Origin of the sequence: Thermosynechococcus sp. JY1331 (assembly GCF_031583475.1) — a bacterium.
Lineage (GTDB): Bacteria > Cyanobacteriota > Cyanobacteriia > Thermosynechococcales > Thermosynechococcaceae > Thermosynechococcus.
Genome location: NZ_CP134180.1, coordinates 1,541,620 through 1,559,930 on the forward strand (window position 1 = coordinate 1,541,620; position 18,311 = coordinate 1,559,930).

Annotated in this window: 18 protein-coding genes and 2 pseudogenes; 14 read left to right on the top strand and 6 right to left on the bottom strand. The window is 51.6% G+C overall.

The window, feature by feature from the left end; genetic code table 11:
• Positions 1 to 17 precede the first annotated feature (17 nt).
• Positions 18 to 1,013, bottom strand: a complete 996-nt coding sequence (gene ilvC, locus RHJ31_RS07425; RefSeq protein WP_149818542.1) for a ketol-acid reductoisomerase — start codon at positions 1,011 to 1,013, stop codon at positions 18 to 20.
• A 102-nt stretch (positions 1,014 to 1,115) separates the two neighbouring features.
• Positions 1,116 to 1,400 carry an RNA-binding protein gene (locus RHJ31_RS07430; RefSeq protein WP_181494467.1) on the bottom strand — a complete coding sequence of 95 codons (285 nt, stop codon included), beginning with the start codon at positions 1,398 to 1,400 and terminating at the stop codon, positions 1,116 to 1,118.
• Positions 1,401 to 1,634: 234 nt separating this feature from the next.
• Between RHJ31_RS07430 and mnmA the strand changes: the two genes are divergently transcribed.
• The 8 genes from mnmA (at position 1,635) to RHJ31_RS07470 (ending at position 9,601) form a co-directional block, all read left to right on the top strand.
• Positions 1,635 to 2,744, top strand: coding sequence for a tRNA 2-thiouridine(34) synthase MnmA (gene mnmA, locus RHJ31_RS07435; protein WP_302676149.1), 1,110 nt, complete (start codon positions 1,635 to 1,637; stop codon positions 2,742 to 2,744).
• A 14-nt stretch (positions 2,745 to 2,758) separates the two neighbouring features.
• Positions 2,759 to 2,989 carry a DNA-directed RNA polymerase subunit omega gene (locus RHJ31_RS07440; protein ID WP_206199840.1) on the top strand — a complete coding sequence of 77 codons (231 nt, stop codon included), beginning with the start codon at positions 2,759 to 2,761 and terminating at the stop codon, positions 2,987 to 2,989.
• 5 nt (positions 2,990 to 2,994) lie between these two features.
• The gene (locus tag RHJ31_RS07445; protein ID WP_302676150.1) at positions 2,995 to 3,675 is read left to right on the top strand and encodes a hypothetical protein; all 681 of its coding nucleotides are present in this window, start codon (positions 2,995 to 2,997) and stop codon (positions 3,673 to 3,675) included.
• Between the two features lie 25 nt (positions 3,676 to 3,700).
• On the top strand, positions 3,701 to 6,292 hold the full coding sequence (locus RHJ31_RS07450) for a TIGR03960 family B12-binding radical SAM protein (protein WP_302676151.1): 2,592 nt from the start codon (positions 3,701 to 3,703) through the stop codon (positions 6,290 to 6,292).
• The gene (locus tag RHJ31_RS07455; RefSeq protein ID WP_302676152.1) at positions 6,289 to 6,984 is read left to right on the top strand and encodes an N-acetylmannosamine-6-phosphate 2-epimerase; all 696 of its coding nucleotides are present in this window, start codon (positions 6,289 to 6,291) and stop codon (positions 6,982 to 6,984) included. Before RHJ31_RS07450 ends, RHJ31_RS07455 begins: the two co-directional genes overlap by 4 nt.
• A 119-nt stretch (positions 6,985 to 7,103) precedes the next feature.
• The gene (locus tag RHJ31_RS07460; RefSeq protein ID WP_302676153.1) at positions 7,104 to 7,739 is read left to right on the top strand and encodes a peroxiredoxin; all 636 of its coding nucleotides are present in this window, start codon (positions 7,104 to 7,106) and stop codon (positions 7,737 to 7,739) included.
• 194 nt (positions 7,740 to 7,933) lie between these two features.
• A complete protein-coding gene (locus RHJ31_RS07465; RefSeq protein WP_302676154.1) occupies positions 7,934 to 8,560 on the top strand; it encodes a DUF3153 domain-containing protein in 627 nt (208 codons plus the stop codon).
• A 6-nt stretch (positions 8,561 to 8,566) separates the two neighbouring features.
• Positions 8,567 to 9,601 carry an AI-2E family transporter gene (locus RHJ31_RS07470; RefSeq protein WP_206199845.1) on the top strand — a complete coding sequence of 345 codons (1,035 nt, stop codon included), beginning with the start codon at positions 8,567 to 8,569 and terminating at the stop codon, positions 9,599 to 9,601.
• Here the strand turns inward: RHJ31_RS07470 and RHJ31_RS07475 are convergent, their stop codons facing one another.
• Together RHJ31_RS07475 and RHJ31_RS13170 are read right to left on the bottom strand one after the other, a co-directional pair.
• On the bottom strand, positions 9,602 to 10,249 hold the full coding sequence (locus RHJ31_RS07475; RefSeq protein ID WP_302676155.1) for an EcsC family protein: 648 nt from the start codon (positions 10,247 to 10,249) through the stop codon (positions 9,602 to 9,604). It abuts the gene before it with no gap.
• A 299-nt stretch (positions 10,250 to 10,548) separates the two neighbouring features.
• Positions 10,549 to 10,701, bottom strand: a pseudogene (locus RHJ31_RS13170) (DNA methyltransferase); the annotation flags it as partial.
• Positions 10,702 to 10,810: 109 nt separating this feature from the next.
• Here RHJ31_RS13170 and RHJ31_RS13245 point away from each other — a divergent pair.
• A pseudogene (locus tag RHJ31_RS13245) lies at positions 10,811 to 11,021 on the top strand (IS4 family transposase); the annotation flags it as partial.
• A 170-nt stretch (positions 11,022 to 11,191) separates the two neighbouring features.
• Here RHJ31_RS13245 and RHJ31_RS07485 read toward each other — a convergent pair.
• Entirely contained in the window at positions 11,192 to 12,154 is a 963-nt protein-coding gene (locus RHJ31_RS07485; protein WP_310828359.1) for an IS4 family transposase, read from the bottom strand.
• Positions 12,155 to 12,350: 196 nt separating this feature from the next.
• Here RHJ31_RS07485 and RHJ31_RS07490 point away from each other — a divergent pair, with 196 nt between their 5' ends.
• From RHJ31_RS07490 to RHJ31_RS07510, 5 genes are all read left to right on the top strand, one after another.
• Positions 12,351 to 13,757 carry a UbiA family prenyltransferase gene (locus RHJ31_RS07490; RefSeq protein WP_302676158.1) on the top strand — a complete coding sequence of 469 codons (1,407 nt, stop codon included), beginning with the start codon at positions 12,351 to 12,353 and terminating at the stop codon, positions 13,755 to 13,757.
• On the top strand, positions 13,754 to 14,161 hold the full coding sequence (locus RHJ31_RS07495; protein WP_302676159.1) for a GtrA family protein: 408 nt from the start codon (positions 13,754 to 13,756) through the stop codon (positions 14,159 to 14,161). Before RHJ31_RS07490 ends, RHJ31_RS07495 begins: the two co-directional genes overlap by 4 nt.
• 106 nt (positions 14,162 to 14,267) lie before the next feature.
• Positions 14,268 to 15,497: an FAD-binding oxidoreductase gene (locus RHJ31_RS07500; RefSeq protein WP_310828360.1), complete on the top strand. Its 1,230-nt coding sequence runs from the start codon at positions 14,268 to 14,270 to the stop codon at positions 15,495 to 15,497.
• Entirely contained in the window at positions 15,494 to 16,228 is a 735-nt protein-coding gene (locus RHJ31_RS07505) for an SDR family oxidoreductase (RefSeq protein ID WP_302676161.1), read from the top strand. Before RHJ31_RS07500 ends, RHJ31_RS07505 begins: the two co-directional genes overlap by 4 nt.
• An 11-nt stretch (positions 16,229 to 16,239) precedes the next feature.
• Positions 16,240 to 17,016 (top strand): S-adenosyl-l-methionine hydroxide adenosyltransferase family protein, encoded by a 777-nt coding sequence (locus RHJ31_RS07510; RefSeq protein WP_302676162.1) that lies wholly within the window; start codon positions 16,240 to 16,242, stop codon positions 17,014 to 17,016.
• Here the strand turns inward: RHJ31_RS07510 and RHJ31_RS07515 are convergent.
• On the bottom strand, positions 17,008 to 18,258 hold the full coding sequence (locus RHJ31_RS07515; protein ID WP_302676163.1) for a VWA domain-containing protein: 1,251 nt from the start codon (positions 18,256 to 18,258) through the stop codon (positions 17,008 to 17,010). The two genes, RHJ31_RS07510 and RHJ31_RS07515, sit on opposite strands and share 9 nt — an antisense overlap.
• Positions 18,259 to 18,311 lie beyond the last annotated feature (53 nt).

Genomic DNA, 18,311 nt, shown 5'->3' on the forward strand with positions numbered 1-18,311 from the left:
GCCCCCTAGGGCAAAGCTTAAGCCCGTTTTAACCAACTAAACATGGAACGCAGTTCTTGACCCACCTGTTCAATGGGGTGTTCTGCCTCCCGTCGCCGCATGGCTGTAAAGCCCGGTTTACCCGCCATATTTTCCAGCACAAACTCACGGGCAAATTGACCCGTTTGAATTTCGTGGAGAATTTTGCGCATTTCCGCGCGGGTCTCCTCGGTAATAATCCGTGGACCACGGGTGAGGTCGCCATATTCTGCGGTGTTGGAGATGCTATCCCGCATTTTGGCAAGCCCCCCTTCCACAATCAAATCCACAATCAGCTTCACTTCATGGAGACACTCAAAGTAGGCCAGCTCTGGCTGATAACCGGCCTGCACCAACGTTTCAAAGCCAGCCTTAATCAGGGCGCTGAGGCCACCACAGAGCACCACTTGCTCACCAAACAGATCGGTTTCTGTTTCTTCGCGGAAGGTGGTTTCCAGAATGCCGGCACGGGTGCCTCCAATTCCTTTGGCATAGGCCATGGCGAGATCACGGGCTTGACCACTGGCATTTTGATAGACCGCAAACAGGCAGGGTACCCCTTCCCCTTGGGCATAGGTGCGGCGCACGAGGTGACCGGGGCCTTTGGGCGCCACCATCACCACATCCACATTGTCGGGGGGCACAATCTGGCCAAAGTGAATGTTAAAGCCGTGGGCAAAGGAAAGGACATTCCCCGCTTGCAGGTGGGGGGCAATCTCCTGCTCATAAACAACCCGCTGAACTTCATCGGGCAGAAGAATCATAATCCAGTCGGCCAGTTTCGCAGCTTCCGCCACGGAGTGCACCGCTAGACCATCGGCACGGGCGCGCTCTGCAGAACGACTGCCGGCATAAAGACCCACCACAACATTGAGACCGCTATCCCGCAGGTTGAGGGCATGGGCGTGGCCTTGGGAGCCATAGCCAATGATGGCGATCGTTTTGTCCTTGAGGAGTTCTAATTGGGCATCTGCGTCGTAATACATGCGCGCCATAGTGATGATGTTCCTTTCCAATTGCATTCAGCAGGTCGTTATTATTTCTCTACCACATTGGCAGAGCCGATATAGCACCTCCTAGAGGGCTAGTTGCGGGAGTTAGCGATTACGGGAATAACGATTGTTCCCACCGCCCATGGCTTCACGGGGGCGTGCCTTGTTGACCTTGAGTTGCCGTCCCATCCACTCGGCACCGTCGAGATCAGCGATCGCCGCATCTTCTTCAGCATCCGTGGACATTTCCACAAAACCAAAGCCCCGCTTACGGCCTGTTTCCCGATCCACCGGTAAATAGACTTGTTTGACGGAACCGTACTCGGCAAAAACGGCCTCTAGGTCTTCTTGGGTGGCCGTGTAGGAAAGGTTGCCGACATAAATAGACATAATCTGATCTGCTCCAAAGCAAAAATTGAACCCTGTGTTGACGCTGACTTCGGAGAGACGACTGTCACGTAACCAACCTTCCCTAAAACCGAACTCAAGAATCGCTCTACTTAAAAAACTCAAGCGGCGATTACTCGCCAACCTTGTCTCCCGATTATAGCCGATTGCGATCGCCTGCGCTGCGAAAGTAGGGATGCTACCCTAAAAGAGGTAGATTTTTTGTGAATCTTAACAATGTCCGATTTACCGGCGGTTGTTGTGGGCCTTTCCGGCGGTGTTGATAGTTCCGTGGCCATTGCTAGCCTCAAAGCTCAAGGGTACCCCGTTGTTGGTCTGACGCTGTGGCTGATGAAGGGTAAGGGCCAGTGCTGCTCTGAGGGGCTAGTGGATGCGGCGCGTCTTTGTGAGGAGCTGGGAGTCCCTCACCATATTGTGGATAGCCGCGAAATTTTCGAGAAATATATTGTGAACTATCTGGTCAGTGGCTACGCCAGTGGGGTGACACCGCTGCCCTGTTCCCAATGCAACCGTTTGGTGAAGTTTGGGCCGATGCTCGCCTATAGCCGTGAGCAACTGGGGATTGACTACATTGCTACCGGGCATTATGCCCAAGTGAAATACAATCCCACCAGCGATCGCTATGAACTGTGGCGGGCGGTGGATCGTCATAAGGATCAAAGCTACTTTCTCTATGACTTGCCCCAAGAGATTCTGGCTCATGTGCTGTTTCCTCTTGGTCAGCAAACCAAGGCGCAGACCCGTGCCCTCGCGGCGCAGTATGGCCTGCATACCGCCAGTAAACCGGAAAGCCAAGATCTCTGCCTGATTGAAGCCCATGGCTCCATGCGCCAATTCTTGGATCAGTATCTGCCCAGTCAGCAAGGGGAAATTGTCGATGTCCATGGCCGGGTGCTGGGGTACCATCAGGGGATTCACCACTATACGATTGGCCAGCGCAAAGGCTTGGGAATTGCGGCACCTGAACCGCTTTATGTGGTGGCCTTGGATCGGGAACACAATCGCGTCATTGTCGGCGATCGCGCCACCGCCGGCCGTCGTGAGTGTACAGTGGCCCGGGTGAACTGGGTCTCGATTCCCCCCCCCACAGAACCGATCACAGCCACGGTACAAATTCGCTATCGTACTCCTCCAGTGCCGGTGACTATCATTCCCGCTGCCAACGCTGAGCAGGTACAATTGGAGTTTACTGAACCGCAATTTGGGGTAACGCCGGGGCAAGCGGCGGTTTGGTATGCGGGCGATCGCCTGCTGGGGGGCGGCATTATCCAGCCCTTTGTGACACCGACACCACAACCCCTACAAGCAATGGCCACCCACGTTTAAGGAAAAGACTGACCATGCAAAAGCGCCTTCATTACTCATCCTTGGAAATTAACCGCCGAGCAGAAGAATTAATCAAGCACTCCGCCAATCGCTATCGGATTACGGTGCAAATTGCCAACCGGGCGAAACAGCGGCGGGGGCTAGAGGCCAGTGAAGATCTCGATGATCTGCCCCTGAAGCCGGTGACCCGTGCCATTATCGAAATGTCCGATGAAATTGCTCAACCGGAGTTACTGGCAGATTAGGCGCCATGGGAAGACGACGGGGCTGGACGTTTTTGGGCTGGGTGACGTGGGGGTGCTTGCTGGCACTTCTGTGGCTGCCCCTGAGCAGTACTTGGAGTGTGGGGCGATCGCAACCTGACCCCAACCTACCCGATGCCCCTGCCCAAATTCTCATTAACCCGCGGCTGGTGGCAGAAACCCTCTATCCGAAGTTGCCCGGTTTGCCGAAGGAAAACCACTATATCCGTCAAGACAACCGTCAGCCGGCACCAGAAAGTACCCTCCTTGAGCGATTCATTGTCTATCACACCACTGTCAAAGGGCGATCGCCCCTCTACCGTTTTGACTGGAAAATTTCCCTTGCTGACTATTTGGGGCTGAATGACTTCCTGCGCAGAGAAACCTATCCGGGACGTTCTTACCTGACAGTCAACCCCATGGAAGGGGATATGGCTGCCATTCGCCAACTCAATCGCCAACAACGGGATGCCTTGGTGAGCACACTGGCCACCTTCTACGCCCAGCAAGCGGGGTTACCCACGACTACACCCCAGCGTCCCCAACCCCAAACAACACTGCCAGAACCGACATGGAGACCCCCCACCGTTCTGCCCCCCGTTCCCCAACCCGGCAGTGCTGGACTTTTGGCGCCCCCCGAACCCCCCCGCCCGCTGCCCACTGGGGAATCCCGTTTTTTACTGCCCTAGATGTTTGCAATTGGGTTCATGAGTCATGGCTGTTCCGATTACTGAGTTGCTCACCCCAGAGATTCTCAAACCTGCTCGCTATTTGGGCAATGAGCGAGGGGCAGTTCATAAGCCGTGGCAGGCCGCAACGGTGCGCTGGGTGCTCAGCTATCCGGAAATCTATGAGGTGGGTGCCTCGAACTTAGGACACATTATTCTCTACAACATTCTCAATGCCGTCCCCGATCAACTGTGCGATCGCGCCTACTTACCCGCAGCGGACTTAGCCGCCAAATTGCGAGTGACCCAAACTCCCCTTTTTGCTGTGGAATCGCGCCGCGCCCTGCGGGAGTTTGACCTCATTGGCTTTAGCCTGAGTTATGAGTTGGGTGCCACGAACATTCTGGAAATGCTCGACTTGGCCGGCCTACCCCTGACTTGGCGAGAACGCCAACAGGCACCCCTAGAAGAGATTCCCCTTATCTTTGCCGGTGGACAGACAGCGACATCAAACCCTGAACCCTACGCTGACTTCTTTGACTTTTTTGCCCTTGGGGATGGCGAAGAACTCTTGCCCGAAATTGGCCTCGTGGTGGCAGAAGGCAAACGAGCCGGCTTGAGTCGGCAGGACTTGCTATTGGATTTGGCACAGGTGCCGGGGGTCTATGTGCCGCAATTTTACGATCGCCAAGGGGATGGCGCCGTCAAACCCAATCGTCCCGATGTGCCCGAGCGCATTTTGCGGCGAGTAGCTACCCCGATGCCCCACTATGCCATTGGCTTGGTGCCCTATGTAGAAACCGTTCACGATCGCCTGACAGTGGAAATTCGCCGGGGCTGTACGCGCGGCTGTCGCTTTTGCCAACCGGGGATGCTCACCCGCCCTGCCCGCGATGTTGCCCCCGATGAGGTGATTGCCGCCATTGAAACGGGGATGCGCGCCACGGGCTACAACGAGTTTTCGCTACTGTCGTTGAGTTGCTCCGACTATCTAGCTCTGCCCGCTGTGGGTGTGGAAATTAAAAATCGCCTGCAAAACGAGAACATCTCCCTCTCACTCCCCAGCCAGCGGGTGGATCGCTTTGATGAAAACATTGCCCACATTGTCGGTGGCACGCGCCAAGGGGGACTGACCTTTGCCCCGGAAGCGGGAACGCAGCGGCTACGGGACATTATCAACAAGGGGCTGACCAATGCGGAATTGCTGCGGGGGGTCAAAACTGCCTACGAACAGGGCTGGGATAAGGTCAAGCTCTACTTTATGATTGGCCTGCCGGGGGAAACCGATGCTGATGTGTTGGGCATTGCTGAAACGATCCGCTGGCTGAAGCGAGAATGCTGGATCAAAGGACGCAAGCCCCTGAGCTTTAACCTGACCATCTCTAACTTTACCCCCAAGCCCCATACGCCCTTTCAGTGGCACGCCGTCTCCACCAGTGAGTTTCTGCGCAAACAGGAGCTACTGAAGGCGGAATTCCGCACGATCAAGGGGCTAAAGGCCAACTTTACCGATGTGCGCATCTCAGCAATGGAAGACTTTGTCGGTCGGGGCGATCGCCAACTGGGGCCAGTGATCCGCCGCGCGTGGGAATTGGGGGCACGGGAAGATTCTTGGTGGGAAAGCCTTGATCGCGCCTATGCCGCTTGGACGCAAGCCATTCAAGAAGCGGGTCTGGACTGGAAATACCGTCAACTGGAAGCGGGTGAGTGGAATGTCTTTAGTGGTGGCAGCCATAACCTCGATGCGCCCCTGCCTTGGGATCACATTGATACGGGCATTAGTAAAACATGGCTGAAGGAAGACTTGCACCGTGCCCTAGAAGCGGTTGTCGTTCCCGATTGTTCCTTTGAGGGCTGCTCCCATTGTGGTGTCTGTGGCATTGACTTTGGCCATAACGTGGTCGTGCCGCCCCCCCCGATTCCGCCTATTCAAGGTCAGCCCCAAGCCCCCCAAGAGCGGGTGCAACGTCTGCGCCTCACCTTTGGGAAAACTGGGGAAATGACGCTTCTCAGCCATTTAGATCTACTGCGCCTCTTTGAGCGAGCAGTACGCCGTGCCCATCTACCCATTGCCTTTACGGGGGGATTTCATCCTTCACCCCGCATCTCCACCGCCAGCGCCTTGCCCCTTGGGGTGACCAGTTATGGCGAAATTGTTGATCTGGAATTTTATCGCGAGGTGGAGCCGTCAACGGTGCTGGAGCAATTGCGGCAACAACTGCCGGCGGAGGTGCCCCTTTACACCTGTGAAGTGGTGCCCTTAAGTGAACCGGCAGCAAGTCAAGCCCTGCGGGCAGCTACTTATGAACTGCTCATCCGTACCCCTGAACCTGTGGAGCGGGACACTTGGCAACAGTGGTTAGAGGATTTGCGAGCCACCCCTGAAATTCTCTATGAGCTAACCACCAAGTCAGGGAAAACCCAAGTGGTGAATTTGCGCGATCGCCTGCTGCAGATCCGCCTCAAGGAGCACCAAGACCACTGGCCTGCCGTCAGCCTCATCTACACGGGAGTCTGTCGCAATGATGGCACGTTCCTGCGGCCAGAGCATTGTCTGTACCTCCTAGAAAAAGTGAGTGGTCTGTCCTTGGAACTGGGGGCGATCGCCCGTCAGAAATTACACCTCGAAACGCCATGAACCTAGCAACGCAAATTCGCGGCGGTCTGATTGTCTCCTGTCAAGCCCCGGCAGATTCCCCTTTGGCGGCGCCAGAAATCATTGCCGCTATGGCAGGGGCAGCGGTTTTGCGGGGGGCAGTGGCCGTGCGCATCAATACCCCGGCCCATATTCAGGCAGTGCGCCAAGCGGTAAAGGTGCCCATTATTGGTCTCTGGAAGCAAGTTTTGCCCGAGTACCCTGTGTATATTACGCCTCGCTTTGCCGATGCGGTGGCCGTTGCGACAGCAGGTGCTGATGTGATTGCCCTCGATGCCACAGCGCGATCGCGCCCTGAACCCCTACAGGACTTGATTCAGCGAATTCACGATGAACTGGGCAAGCCCGTCATGGCCGACATTGACTCCCTTGCAAGTGCTGAAGCGGCGGTTGCTGCGGGTGCCGATTGGGTGGGCACAACCCTCTTTGGCTATACTGAAACCACGGCGCATACCCCACCCCCCAGTTGGGCGCTCCTGAGTCAGCTGGTTGAGCATCTCAACGTGCCTATTCTCTGTGAAGGGGGGATTGCCAGTCCCACAATGGCTGTAAAAGCTTTGACTTTGGGGGCTTGGGCAGTGGTCGTGGGCACCGATATTACAGGCATTGACCTCAAGGTGCAGCAGTATGTCCAGACCCTAAAGGCAACGACGATTGAAAATTCTCAACCCTAAATCCTATCCAATTCTATCGGTTTGTATATTTTCCTCTATATTCCGACCGATAAACGAGAGTTTGTGGCAAGATAGAATCCGTAGCTAAAGATACATCGTTAGCCTAGGAGCCACCATCTATGAGCCTAAAACTTGGGGATGTCGTACCCAACTTTACCCAAGCCTCTTCTATGGGGGAAATCAACTTCTATGAGTGGGCAGGAGATAGCTGGGTTGTATTGTTTTCCCACCCAGCGGATTACACCCCCGTTTGTACGACAGAACTGGGCGAAGTGGCGCGGTTACGCTCAGAATTTGAGAAGCGCAATGTCAAAACCTTGGCCTTGAGTGTGGATAGTGTGGAGTCCCACCTCGGCTGGATCAAAGACATTGAAGAAGTCAACAACGTCAAGGTGGATTACCCGATTTTGGCAGACGAAGATAAAAAAGTCTCCAACCTCTACGACATGATCCACCCCAACTCCCTAAATAACCTGACGGTGCGCACGGTTTTTATCATTGACCCCCAAAAACGCCTGCGCTTGACCTTGACCTATCCTGCGAGCACGGGGCGTAACTTTGCTGAGATTCTGCGGGTAATTGATTCCCTGCAACTGACGGACAACTACAGCGTGGCGACTCCCGTCAACTGGCAAGAGGGGCAAGACTGTGTGATTGTGCCTTCCCTCAGCGATGAAGAGGCCAAGGAGAAGTTTCCCAAGGGCTTTAATGCCGTTAAGCCCTATCTGCGGTTGACACCTCAACCCAACAAATAGCCTAGATTAGCCTAGACAAGTCATGGCGACACCCTGAGCTGTTCGGGGTGTTTTTTTGTGCCTTGGCAGCATCCCAAGATAGGATAATCTTGCACAGCAAAACCAAGGAAAGGAATAGAGGCGGAATGCAGCGCTGGATACTTTGGCTCTTGATACCCCTTGTGGTCTGTTTGAGTGGATGCGTCCAAGCAGATATGGTCATCCAGCATCAGGGACAAACTGGGGGGAACCTCACCTACACGCTGACGCTGCCCCAACCCGATCTCCCTTTTACCGAACAGGTGATTCAGCAGGCGCGCCGCTTGGGGGGAACGATCAAGGAACGGGATAAAACGCATCTTCAGGTGACGATTCCCTTTGACACCAGCCAGCAATTGGCCACTGTCCTCAACCGCATTGGTGGTGTGCCCTATCTTCCCCAAGTCACTGCTGAGGCGGATATTTTTGACCAGAACTGGTTGCTCTTTGTGCGGGAGCGCTTTCGCTATGACATTGATCTGCGCCCCTTGGGTATTGAGTCCCGTGATCAAGCTGTTCTTGTGGCACCGCAGTCGCTCCTGAAGTTTCAACTTGCCCTAGAAACCCCTTGGGGGGCGCGCCCGATTGAGCGTCCAGCCACTACTGCTGATACCGTGGTCAATCCTCATGTTCAGCGGGGGGGCGATCGCCTGACTTGGACATTGATGCCCGGTTATCTGAATCACCTAGAGGCAGCCTATTGGTATCCAAGTCCCTTGGGTTGGGGCACACTGGCGATCGTGGGCTTGCTGGTGCTGGGCAATTGGTTACGCACTCGCCTGCCTAGGAGTCATTCAACCTAGAGTCCCATGAGATGGTCTGGCCCGCCGCAGAGTTGGCAACGGTATCTTGCCTATTTAATAGCGGGACCTCTGATTGTCCTCAATCTCTGGGTGGCGGAGCAAGTTTACCTCTATTTTGAATATCCGATTAATCTCCTTGTCATTGCCGCCATTTTGGCTTTTTTGCTCAATCAAGTGGTGATTCGCCTCTGTGCTCGTGGTTTGCGGCGGCGGAATGCGATCGCCTTGGTGTTACTGATTACCCTTTTGGTGGTCAGTGTCTTGATGCTGTTGCTGCTCCCCCTTGCTATTCAACAGGCGGAAGAACTCCTAAATCAACTGCCAGAGTTGGCGGATACGGGCAATCAAAATTTGCGCCATCTAGATCAAGTGCTGCGCCGCTACCAGTTCCCTGTGGGGGTGAATGACTTGATGGAAGAGCTGACGATCCAGCTCAAAGGGATTGCCGCCATGTTACCGGGTGTGGCGATTACAACCCTAACTAAATTTGTTGATGTGCTCCTCGTGCTGATCCTAACGGTGTATATGCTCTTTTATGGCAGTGAGATTTGGCGCGGACTCATGAAACTGGTACCCAAGCCTTGGCGGCAGATGGTGGATTACTCGCTGCGGCTGAATATTCGCAGTTTTTTCTCGGCACAGCTTTTTTTGGGGCTGTTTATGTTTCTTGCCCTGATTCCCTTTATGATCGCCTTCAAGGTCAATTTTGGCTTTCTCTTTGCCCTGATCATTGGTATTGCCCAGCTCATCCCTGTGGTGGGGGCGACCTTGGGCATTGGTTTAGTAACACTGCTCATCCTTTTTCAGGATGCGTGGCTGGCTTTGAATATTTTCGTGATTGCTGTGGTCTTGCAACAAATTAAGGATAACGTGCTTACCCCGAAGTTACTGGGGGACTTGATGGGTCTGAATCCCCTCTGGCAGTTTATTGCGCTACTCATTGGCGGACGGGTGGCGGGTTTCTTGGGAATTTTGCTGGCCATTCCCCTAGCCGCAACACTGAAAACCGTCCTCGAGTCTGAGCCTGTCGAAGACACCTAACTAGGCGATCGAATAACTAGGCGATCGAAACGTTTTGATCACCGTACACACCCCATGACCGCAAATGTTCATCATGACGGCATTTGTAGCCCCGCCAATCACGCCACTCACAAGGGGAACGGCTCGCGCAGGTAGGGTGAGACTTTTACTCGAGACCTTGCTAAAAATCTGCTGCAAAAGGGGACGCGGAAGCTGCCTGAAGACCGCCATCAGCACTTGGGATAAATTTTTTTGCGCCGCCCGCCGGCCAAAGGTCTTGAAGATTTGCCGACAAAATTGGGTACCGAAGTGGTTTGCAAGTTCAGCGGCAGTAACCCCCAAGGCAGTGGGAATCAGCATCATCAGCACATTTTCGTTTTCAGGATCTAGGCCATAGATGGTGAACAGCGCCGCTGCCAGCTTGATTTGGGTATAGTAAAAGTAGGCAATATCGAGGGGCATGCCAGCCAAGCCCATGACGCCAGTGGCGACTCCAGAACCCACTGACCAGAGGGTGGCTTCATAAATTGCGTGGTTGGCCATGCGATCGCGATCGCCCCCCCAGCGAGGATCACGAAGAAACTCGTATCCCCATTCTCGACCATCCTGAATAGCAGGAAGCATGAGGTTGAGCAGCCAATCGGGTGTAGACGCTGACGCTGTGGCCATAGGCTTAAAAAATAATTGTCAACTTAAGGGATGGCATTGGCATAAATCTACCACAGTCAAAATTGAGCAACAATCTAAAAATGTAAAATTTTAATAAATAAAGTTTTAATAAAAATTATTGGCTAAAGTGTTGGACTGCATGGATGAATGTGAAACTTCAGGGGAGCGATCGCCCCTTGGCAATTTCTCACCGCTACCCGTTTTTTATAGACGGTATCATTCATCGAGGCACTATTGAACACGCCCAGATTGACCAATAATTCAAAATCTTTTTTCTTTTTCAACCCGATATTAAGGTGTTATTCTCTATCTGCTTCTGCAGCTTGCCTTAATGCTAAGAAAGCTTCTTTGAGAGGCTGACTCACTGCACTATCGGGTTCATTCAATACTAGCTTTTGATACGCGTCCAAAAACTTGGCTCGTGACCTGTGGAAAAAATGCAAAAATTGGTGCAAAAAACCTAGTATGGCAGAAGTGTTGAAAGATAGTTTGAGAGGCTAGAAAAAAGGGAAGAAATGTCATATTCTTCCCTTAAAAGAAGAAAAAAACAATCAACTTACTATGGCATCTTTTGCAACTCTTGTCAAGTCCATTCTCAACCGGCTCAGCCCCTGTGACTACCCCGTGCTGAACTCTCAATTGTTCTTCAAAATCTGGTTGACCTATGTTCTCGACCAAGGGTTAACCAGTATGAGAGCCTTATTTTATCGCTTGAATCATGCAGGGATTACAGTGGATATGTCCACTTTTTCCAAAGCCAACAAAACTCGGACAACCCGCTTATTGGAGGGGATTTACACTCAACTGATGTCTCAAGCTCAAAAGAGACATCGTACTTCAAGCATGACGCTGTTTCCTATCGATTCAACCATCATTACCCTGACCAGTAAACTCTTTTGGTTCTATACAGAAGTGTTGAATCCTGCAACAAAACTTAACATTTTAAGTGACCAGTAGCTCTGGCTGCCAATCAAAGCTCCAATGCACTATCGAGCAGCGACGACTGAGTTCCAGTTGCAAATATCGCAATTTGTCTAATAGCTTCTTCCCAAAGTATTCAGGTATCTCCACCAGCTCTAAAATTAAATAGGCAATTAAAACCATATAAATCTGATTTATCACCCCGTTCAAACTCTTCGTAATCAACTTGTCTAATGATAAATGCATCTTCAGAAATTTCCATAGGTTCTCAATCGCCCACCGATGCCGATATAACTCACTCACTTCCTCATCACTCAGCTCCTTTAGATTTGTCGCTATACGAAACTCCGTTTGATTCTCGTCAAAAAATTGAACCACGCGATATCTCTCATGATTGAGCTTCATTCTCATGTTATTCTTGATACGTACAACAAATGAGCACTTCCTCTCACTCAGTCGCTCTAAAAATTGCCAGCTCGCAAACCCTCTATCCATGATTACAACAGCATTCTCAGGGATCATTTCTAGAATCTCCTCTTGAAAGCTCAAGTCATGTCTCTCCCCAAAAGAAATCACCGCTTTACCTATGATGTTCTCTGTTAAATCAAATCCCGTAAGTAACTTCACTTGATGATATTTATAGAACCAAAAGAGTTTACTGGTCAGGGTAATGATGGTTGAATCGATAGGAAACAGCGTCATGCTTGAAGTACGATGTCTCTTTTGAGCTTGAGACATCAGTTGAGTGTAAATCCCCTCCAATAAGCGGGTTGTCCGAGTTTTGTTGGCTTTGGAAAAAGTGGACATATCCACTGTAATCCCTGCATGATTCAAGCGATAAAATAAGGCTCTCATACTGGTTAACCCTTGGTCGAGAACATAGGTCAACCAGATTTTGAAGAACAATTGAGAGTTCAGCACGGGGTAGTCACAGGGGCTGAGCCGGTTGAGAATGGACTTGACAAGAGTTGCAAAAGATGCCATAGTAAGTTGATTGTTTTCTTCTTCTTTTAAGGGAAGAATATGACATTTCTTCCCTTTTTTCTAGCCTCTCAAACTATCTTTCAACACTTCTGGGATTTTGGTTAATACCCTCATGCAGTTCATGGAAAAGAATGGGTTAAGCGGTAGCTTACTTTAAGCTGACCAAGAACATAGCGCAAGTCTTAAACTGTAAAAGATGGTTTATCTTCTTATCGATCTAGACAGTACACTGCTGAAAACGGATATTTTGCTGGAATTAATCCGTTCTTCTTTGGCTCAGGCTCTAGTTATATTCTTTCAAACAAGAAGCTTTCATCGCGCCCAGATTAAAAGAAAATTAGCTTCTCTCTCTAAAATAGAGGTTACATCACTACCCTATAATTCAGAAGTTATTCAGTATATTCAAGCTTGGAAAGCAAAGGGGGGTAAGGTTGCTCTCGTCACTGCCACTGATCAACTCATTGCTGATAAGATTGCTGCCCATTTAGGGCTTTTTGATGAGGTTTATGGGTCTGATGACCAGCTTAATTTGAAGGGAGAGCATAAAGCAAGGTTTATCGTAGAGCGTTTTGGTGAGAAAAATTTTATCTATATGGGGGATTCTGAGGCTGATTTGCCCGTTTGGGCAGTTGCGGCCAAAGCAATTACGGTCAATGCCTCACCTCGGCTGTGCAAAAAAGTTGAGCAAATCAACCCCAATGTAGAACATCTAGGTACCGCAAAACGAAGCATTCAACCCTACCTGAAAGAAATCCGCCCCCATCAATGGGTGAAAAATAGTTTGGTCTTTGTGCCAATGCTGGCGGCACATCAATTTGACTTACCAACCTTTTGGATTTCGCTGGTGGCAGCGGCTACTTTTAGTCTGACGGCGTCCAGTGTCTATGTCTTAAATGATCTTTTGGATTTGCAGGCCGATCGCGCCCATCCCCGCAAGCGTCATCGTCCCTTTGCTGCTGGAGATCTTCCCCTCTGTCATGGCATCTGGATGATTTTAGTGCTTTTAGGACTGGGAATGGCGATCGCCACCACCATTAGTTGGCCATTTCTGGGCATTCTGCTGGCCTATTATGGTCTCACAACTGCCTACTCCTTTTACCTAAAGCGACGGATTATTATTGACATTTGCACGCTGGCTGGTCTTTACACCATTCGCATCTTTGCGGGTGCGGTTGCCACAGGAATTTCCCTCAGTGTCTGGCTTTTGGCCTTCTCCATCTTTTTCTTCTTTTGCCTAGCAACAGTCAAGCGGCAAGCAGAACTGGTGGATCATCGTCACCGTAAACAACTCAAGGCTAGTGGTCGGGGCTATCATATTGACGATTTGCCGATTATTAGCATGATGGCCATTGGGGCGGGTTATGTCTCAATTTTGGTGCTGGCGCTCTATATCAACTCTCCCCAAGTGCAGCTTCTTTACACAAGACCACAGGTGCTCTGGGGCATTTGCTGTGTGCTTCTATACTGGATTACAAGAACCATTATGATTACCCATCGGGGTTTGATGCACGATGATCCAATTGTTTATGCAATTAAAGATCGCCAAAGTCAACTCTGCTTCTTGATCTGCCTATTTCTCTTTATAATTGGTGGGATTCTATGAGTTTGCAAACTCTGATTATTCGCTATACAGTTTTTGCGGTTATTGCCACCTTTATGAATTTATTTTTTCAAAGAGTGATATTACTCATTGATAATAGTTTCCCTTATTTTATAACCGCAGTGGCAGTGGGTACCCTCGTGGGTTTGGTAGTGAAATACTATCTGGATAAGCGCTGGATTTTTTTTGATCATAAAAAGGGTGTGCATCACTATAGCCGTCAATTTAGTCTGTATGCTTCGATGGGGATTTTCACAACGGCCATTTTTTGGGGATTTGAAACTGTCTTTTGGTTGATTTGGCAAAGCCATTTCATGCGCGAAATTGGCGCCATTATTGGTCTAGCCATTGGCTACGTGGTCAAGTATCACTTGGATAAGCGATATGTCTTCTCCCATGACGCCTAAGGGTTCTCTTAAAACGCTCTGCGGCTGGGGGCGGTATCCTGTGCAGACCTGTCATGTTTATTGCCCGCGCTCAGAATCTGAGATGATCCAGCTTCTCAAGAGGGGTTTGCCGCTCATTGCCCGAGGAAATGGCCGTGCCTACGGAGATAGCGCCCTCAATAGCGAAGCAACGCTGCAAATGCGCCACTTCAATCGCCTATTGGGGTTTAATCCGCACACGGGTCAATTGATTGCTGAGGCAGGGGTGCTGCTGGCGGAGATTCTCGAGATTTTTGTGCCTCGCGGTTGGTTTCCCTTGATTACCCCCGGTACAAAGTTCGTGACTGTGGGGGGCATGATTGCGGCTGATGTTCATGGCAAGAATCACCACAAAGAGGGCAGTTTTGTTCACAGTTTGGACTGGCTGGATCTCCTCACCAGCGAGGGGCAAATTTATCGCTGCTCCCCTTCCGAAAATCAGGATTTGTTTTACTGGACGGTGGGGGGAATGGGCTTGACGGGGGTGATCCTCAGGGCAGCCTTTCGCTTGCGCCCCATTGAAACTGCGTGGATTCGCCAAACCACCCGCATCGCCAAGCATTTAGACGAGGTCATTAATCTCTTTGAGGCGGCTCAGGACGTGACCTACTCCGTGGCTTGGATTGATTGTCTGGCGACTGGTTCGCAGTTAGGACGGTCTGTGCTCATGCTGGGCGAACACGCCACACGGGAGGAGTTGCCAGCCAAATATCGCCAAAGGCCACTGCGGACTCCGCAACGACGCAAACTCTCGATTCCCGTGGATTTTCCCAATGGTGCCTTGAATTCATTGACCGTGCGTGCCTTTAATCAACTGTATTTCCTCAACAGTCAACGCAAAGCGGGTCAGTCCTTTGTGGATTGGGATACTTTCTTCTATCCCCTTGATAGCTTATTGGGATGGAATCGCATCTATGGGCGGCGCGGTTTTGTCCAGTTCCAATGTGTCTTGCCCCTGAGCACTGCCCGTGAAGGTTTATCGGCCTTACTGCATTGCACGTCAGCCGCGGGAGCGGGATCCTTTCTGGCGGTCTTGAAGAAGTTGGGGGATCAACAGGGTTATTTTTCATTTCCCATGGCGGGTTATACCTTGGCCTTGGACTTTCCGATGTCGCAACGCACCCTCAAGGTTTTGGATCAACTGGAGGAGATCACCCTACACTATGGGGGTCGCTTTTACCTTGCCAAGGATAGCCATTTAACGCCGATGCGCCTGCGCCAGTCCGATGCTCGGGTAGAGAGGTTTGTTCAAGTTAGGAATGCCCATCAGTGGACGGTGAACTTTGCGTCGGAACAGTCGAAGAGGTTACATCTATGAGGGCGCCTGTGCTGATTTTGGGGGCAACTTCCGATATGGGGCGGGCGATCGCCCACCGCTTTGCGGCTAAAGGCTATCCGATTCAATTGGCGGCACGGCAGGTGAGTCGCCTAGAGCCAGATAAAGCAGATCTGGAAATACGCTACGGCGTGCCCGTCAGTGTCCATGAATTTGATGTTTTAGCGGTGGAGACCCATGCAAGTTTTATCCAGCAACTCCCGGAGCAACCAGCGATCGTGATCTGCGTTGTTGGCTTTATGCCAGACCAAAAGGCATGTGAGCAAGATTTATCCCTTACCCTTGAAGTGATGCGCACCAATTATGAGGGGCCAGCCGTTATTTTGAGTCTCTTTGCTAATGTGTTTGAGCAGCGGGGGTTTGGGACGTTAGTGGGGATTTCCTCTGTGGCGGGGGAACGGGGGCGGGCAAAGAATTACTGCTATGGCTCTGCCAAGGCGGGGTTTACAGCCTTTTTGTCGGGGTTGCGGCATCGCCTTGCCAAATCGGGAGTTCGAGTCTTAACGGTTTTGCCGGGCTATGTGAGGACACGGATGACCGAGGGCACAAAACTGCCCCCCTTGCTGACGGCGGAGCCTGAGGAAGTGGCCACTGCTATCTACACAGGGATAGAAAAAAAGAAAGATGTGATCTATGTGCGGCCCATTTGGCACTGGGTCATGGTGATGATTCGTTGGATCCCTGAACCTGTGTTTAAGCGCCTTTCCTTTTAAGGGGATTGCCCATGGCTTGCTGCATTACCCTGCTGACGGACTTTGGCCATCAGGATGTTTATGTCGGTGTGATGAAGGGGGTGATTTTAAGTCTTTATCCCCAAGCCCAAGTGATTGACCTGTGCCATGAAATTCCGCCGCAGGATTGTCGCACGGCCAGTTTTCAACTGCTGCAAGCGGTACCCTATTTTCCCCCGCAAACGGTGCATGTCGTGGTGGTGGATCCGGGGGTGGGAACCCGTCGGCGGGCGATCGCCCTTGATCTGGGGATCGGGTATTGTGTGGGGCCCGATAATGGTGTCTTTAGTCAAGTGTGCGATCGCTATCCTCCTCAGCGAGTGGTTGAACTCACCCAGCCGCAGTTTTGGCGCACCCCCAACCCCAGTGCTACCTTCCATGGGCGGGATATTTTTGCCCCCGTGGCCGCCCATTTAGCTGCAGGAACAGATTTGGCGCGCCTTGGCTCTGCCATTGAGCCAGACAGTTTGGTGCGCTTGCCCCATCTCACCTATGAGATTACCCCCCAAGGCATCCAAGGTTGGATTCAAGCGATTGATCACTTTGGGAATGTGATCACCACACTCCCTGCGGCGCTTTTAGCCAAGGACTACCACCACATTCAGATTCAGGGGCAGCAGATTCCCCTCGTTCACACCTATGGTGATGTTCCACCTCAACATCTGATGGCATTAGTAGGCAGTCATGGGTTTATTGAGCTAGCCGTTAATGGTGGCAATGCCCAGTCGCTCTTAGGCTGCCAGAATGGCGATGCTGTGTGGCTAGTTTGAGGGGGGATTGCTCAGGACTGTTTTTGAGGCAATGCGGGTGCGCTTGAGGGCGGCTTCACTGAGGGTAGATTGTTGCTGTAGCTCTTGAGCCGAGGCTTCAAGGACTTTTGCTGCTTCCGTATCTCCCATTTGCAGAGCCGTTTTGGCAGCACTTTGCAAAAAGGTGGCAGCGCCCGCGGTATCTCCCGCTTGCAGCTTTGTTTCTGCCAACTGGGTTTTGCGGTATTTTTCGAGGGTGAGTATACTCTGCTGTACTTCTGGATCCACTTGGGCGATGTGATCGGGTTCTGCCGTGAGCGTCAGGGGAATCCTCTCGGAGAAAAGGCCAGTGGCTTGCTGCACGGGGTCATCGTAGCGGACTTGGACAAAACCAATCAGGTGAGAGCCTGGGGGCAAGGGTTGGGTACTCAGGGTGATCAGGAGTGTGCGTTTGACGGTAGCGGAAACATCGCCAACCCGAATCACATACTCGTGGGGGGTGGGGCTGTCGTAGGTGAGTTCAATCGTATCGGGAGCCACTTGGTTGACTGGTTTGAAGCTCCCTAGTTGTGCCGCCTCGCTCAGGGTCAATAGGACATGGGCATTGGTGTAGTCCACGCTGCTAATGTGGCTAAAGAGCGCTTGAAAACAGGCGATCGCCTGCTCCGCATATTCAATAAAGACTAAACGCCCTGCTGCCGCATCAGCAATCTGCTCAAGGACATCCTGATTCCAGTGAACGCCGAACCCCAAGGTATTAAACGTAATGTTGTACTCTGCTGCCAGCTTGGCCAGTTCAAGGCAGCGTTGGTTATCGCCGTGTTCATTCTCCCCATCGGTGAGCAAAAAGGCTTGGGAGATGGTTCCCTGTTTGCCTTTGGCCAACTCTGTCAGAGCCAGTTTCATCCCCAGATCAATGGCAGTGCCACCACTTGGCTCAAGGGTTGCAATTTGCTCCTTGATTGCGGTTTTATCCTGCACAAATTGATTGGGCACTAACACCTGAGCTTTGTGATCAAAGGCCACGATACTCAGGCGATCCGTCGGCAGTAACCGATCCACCAAGGACTGCGCGGCTCGCTTGACCATTGCCAAAGGTTGCCATGCCATTGAGCCACTGTGATCCAAAATCAGGCAGAGATTGAGAGGAGCGCGCTGCTGTTGTTGTCGCTGTGCCGCTAACGTTAGTTCCAGTTGGCGCTGTGCCCCCTGTCCGGCACTGACAATGGGATCGCTGAGTTTGGCAATAAGTTCAACCGTCATTGGCAAAGTGTGCTGTTGCTGACCCTACTCTACCATTTTGCCGATATTGTGCC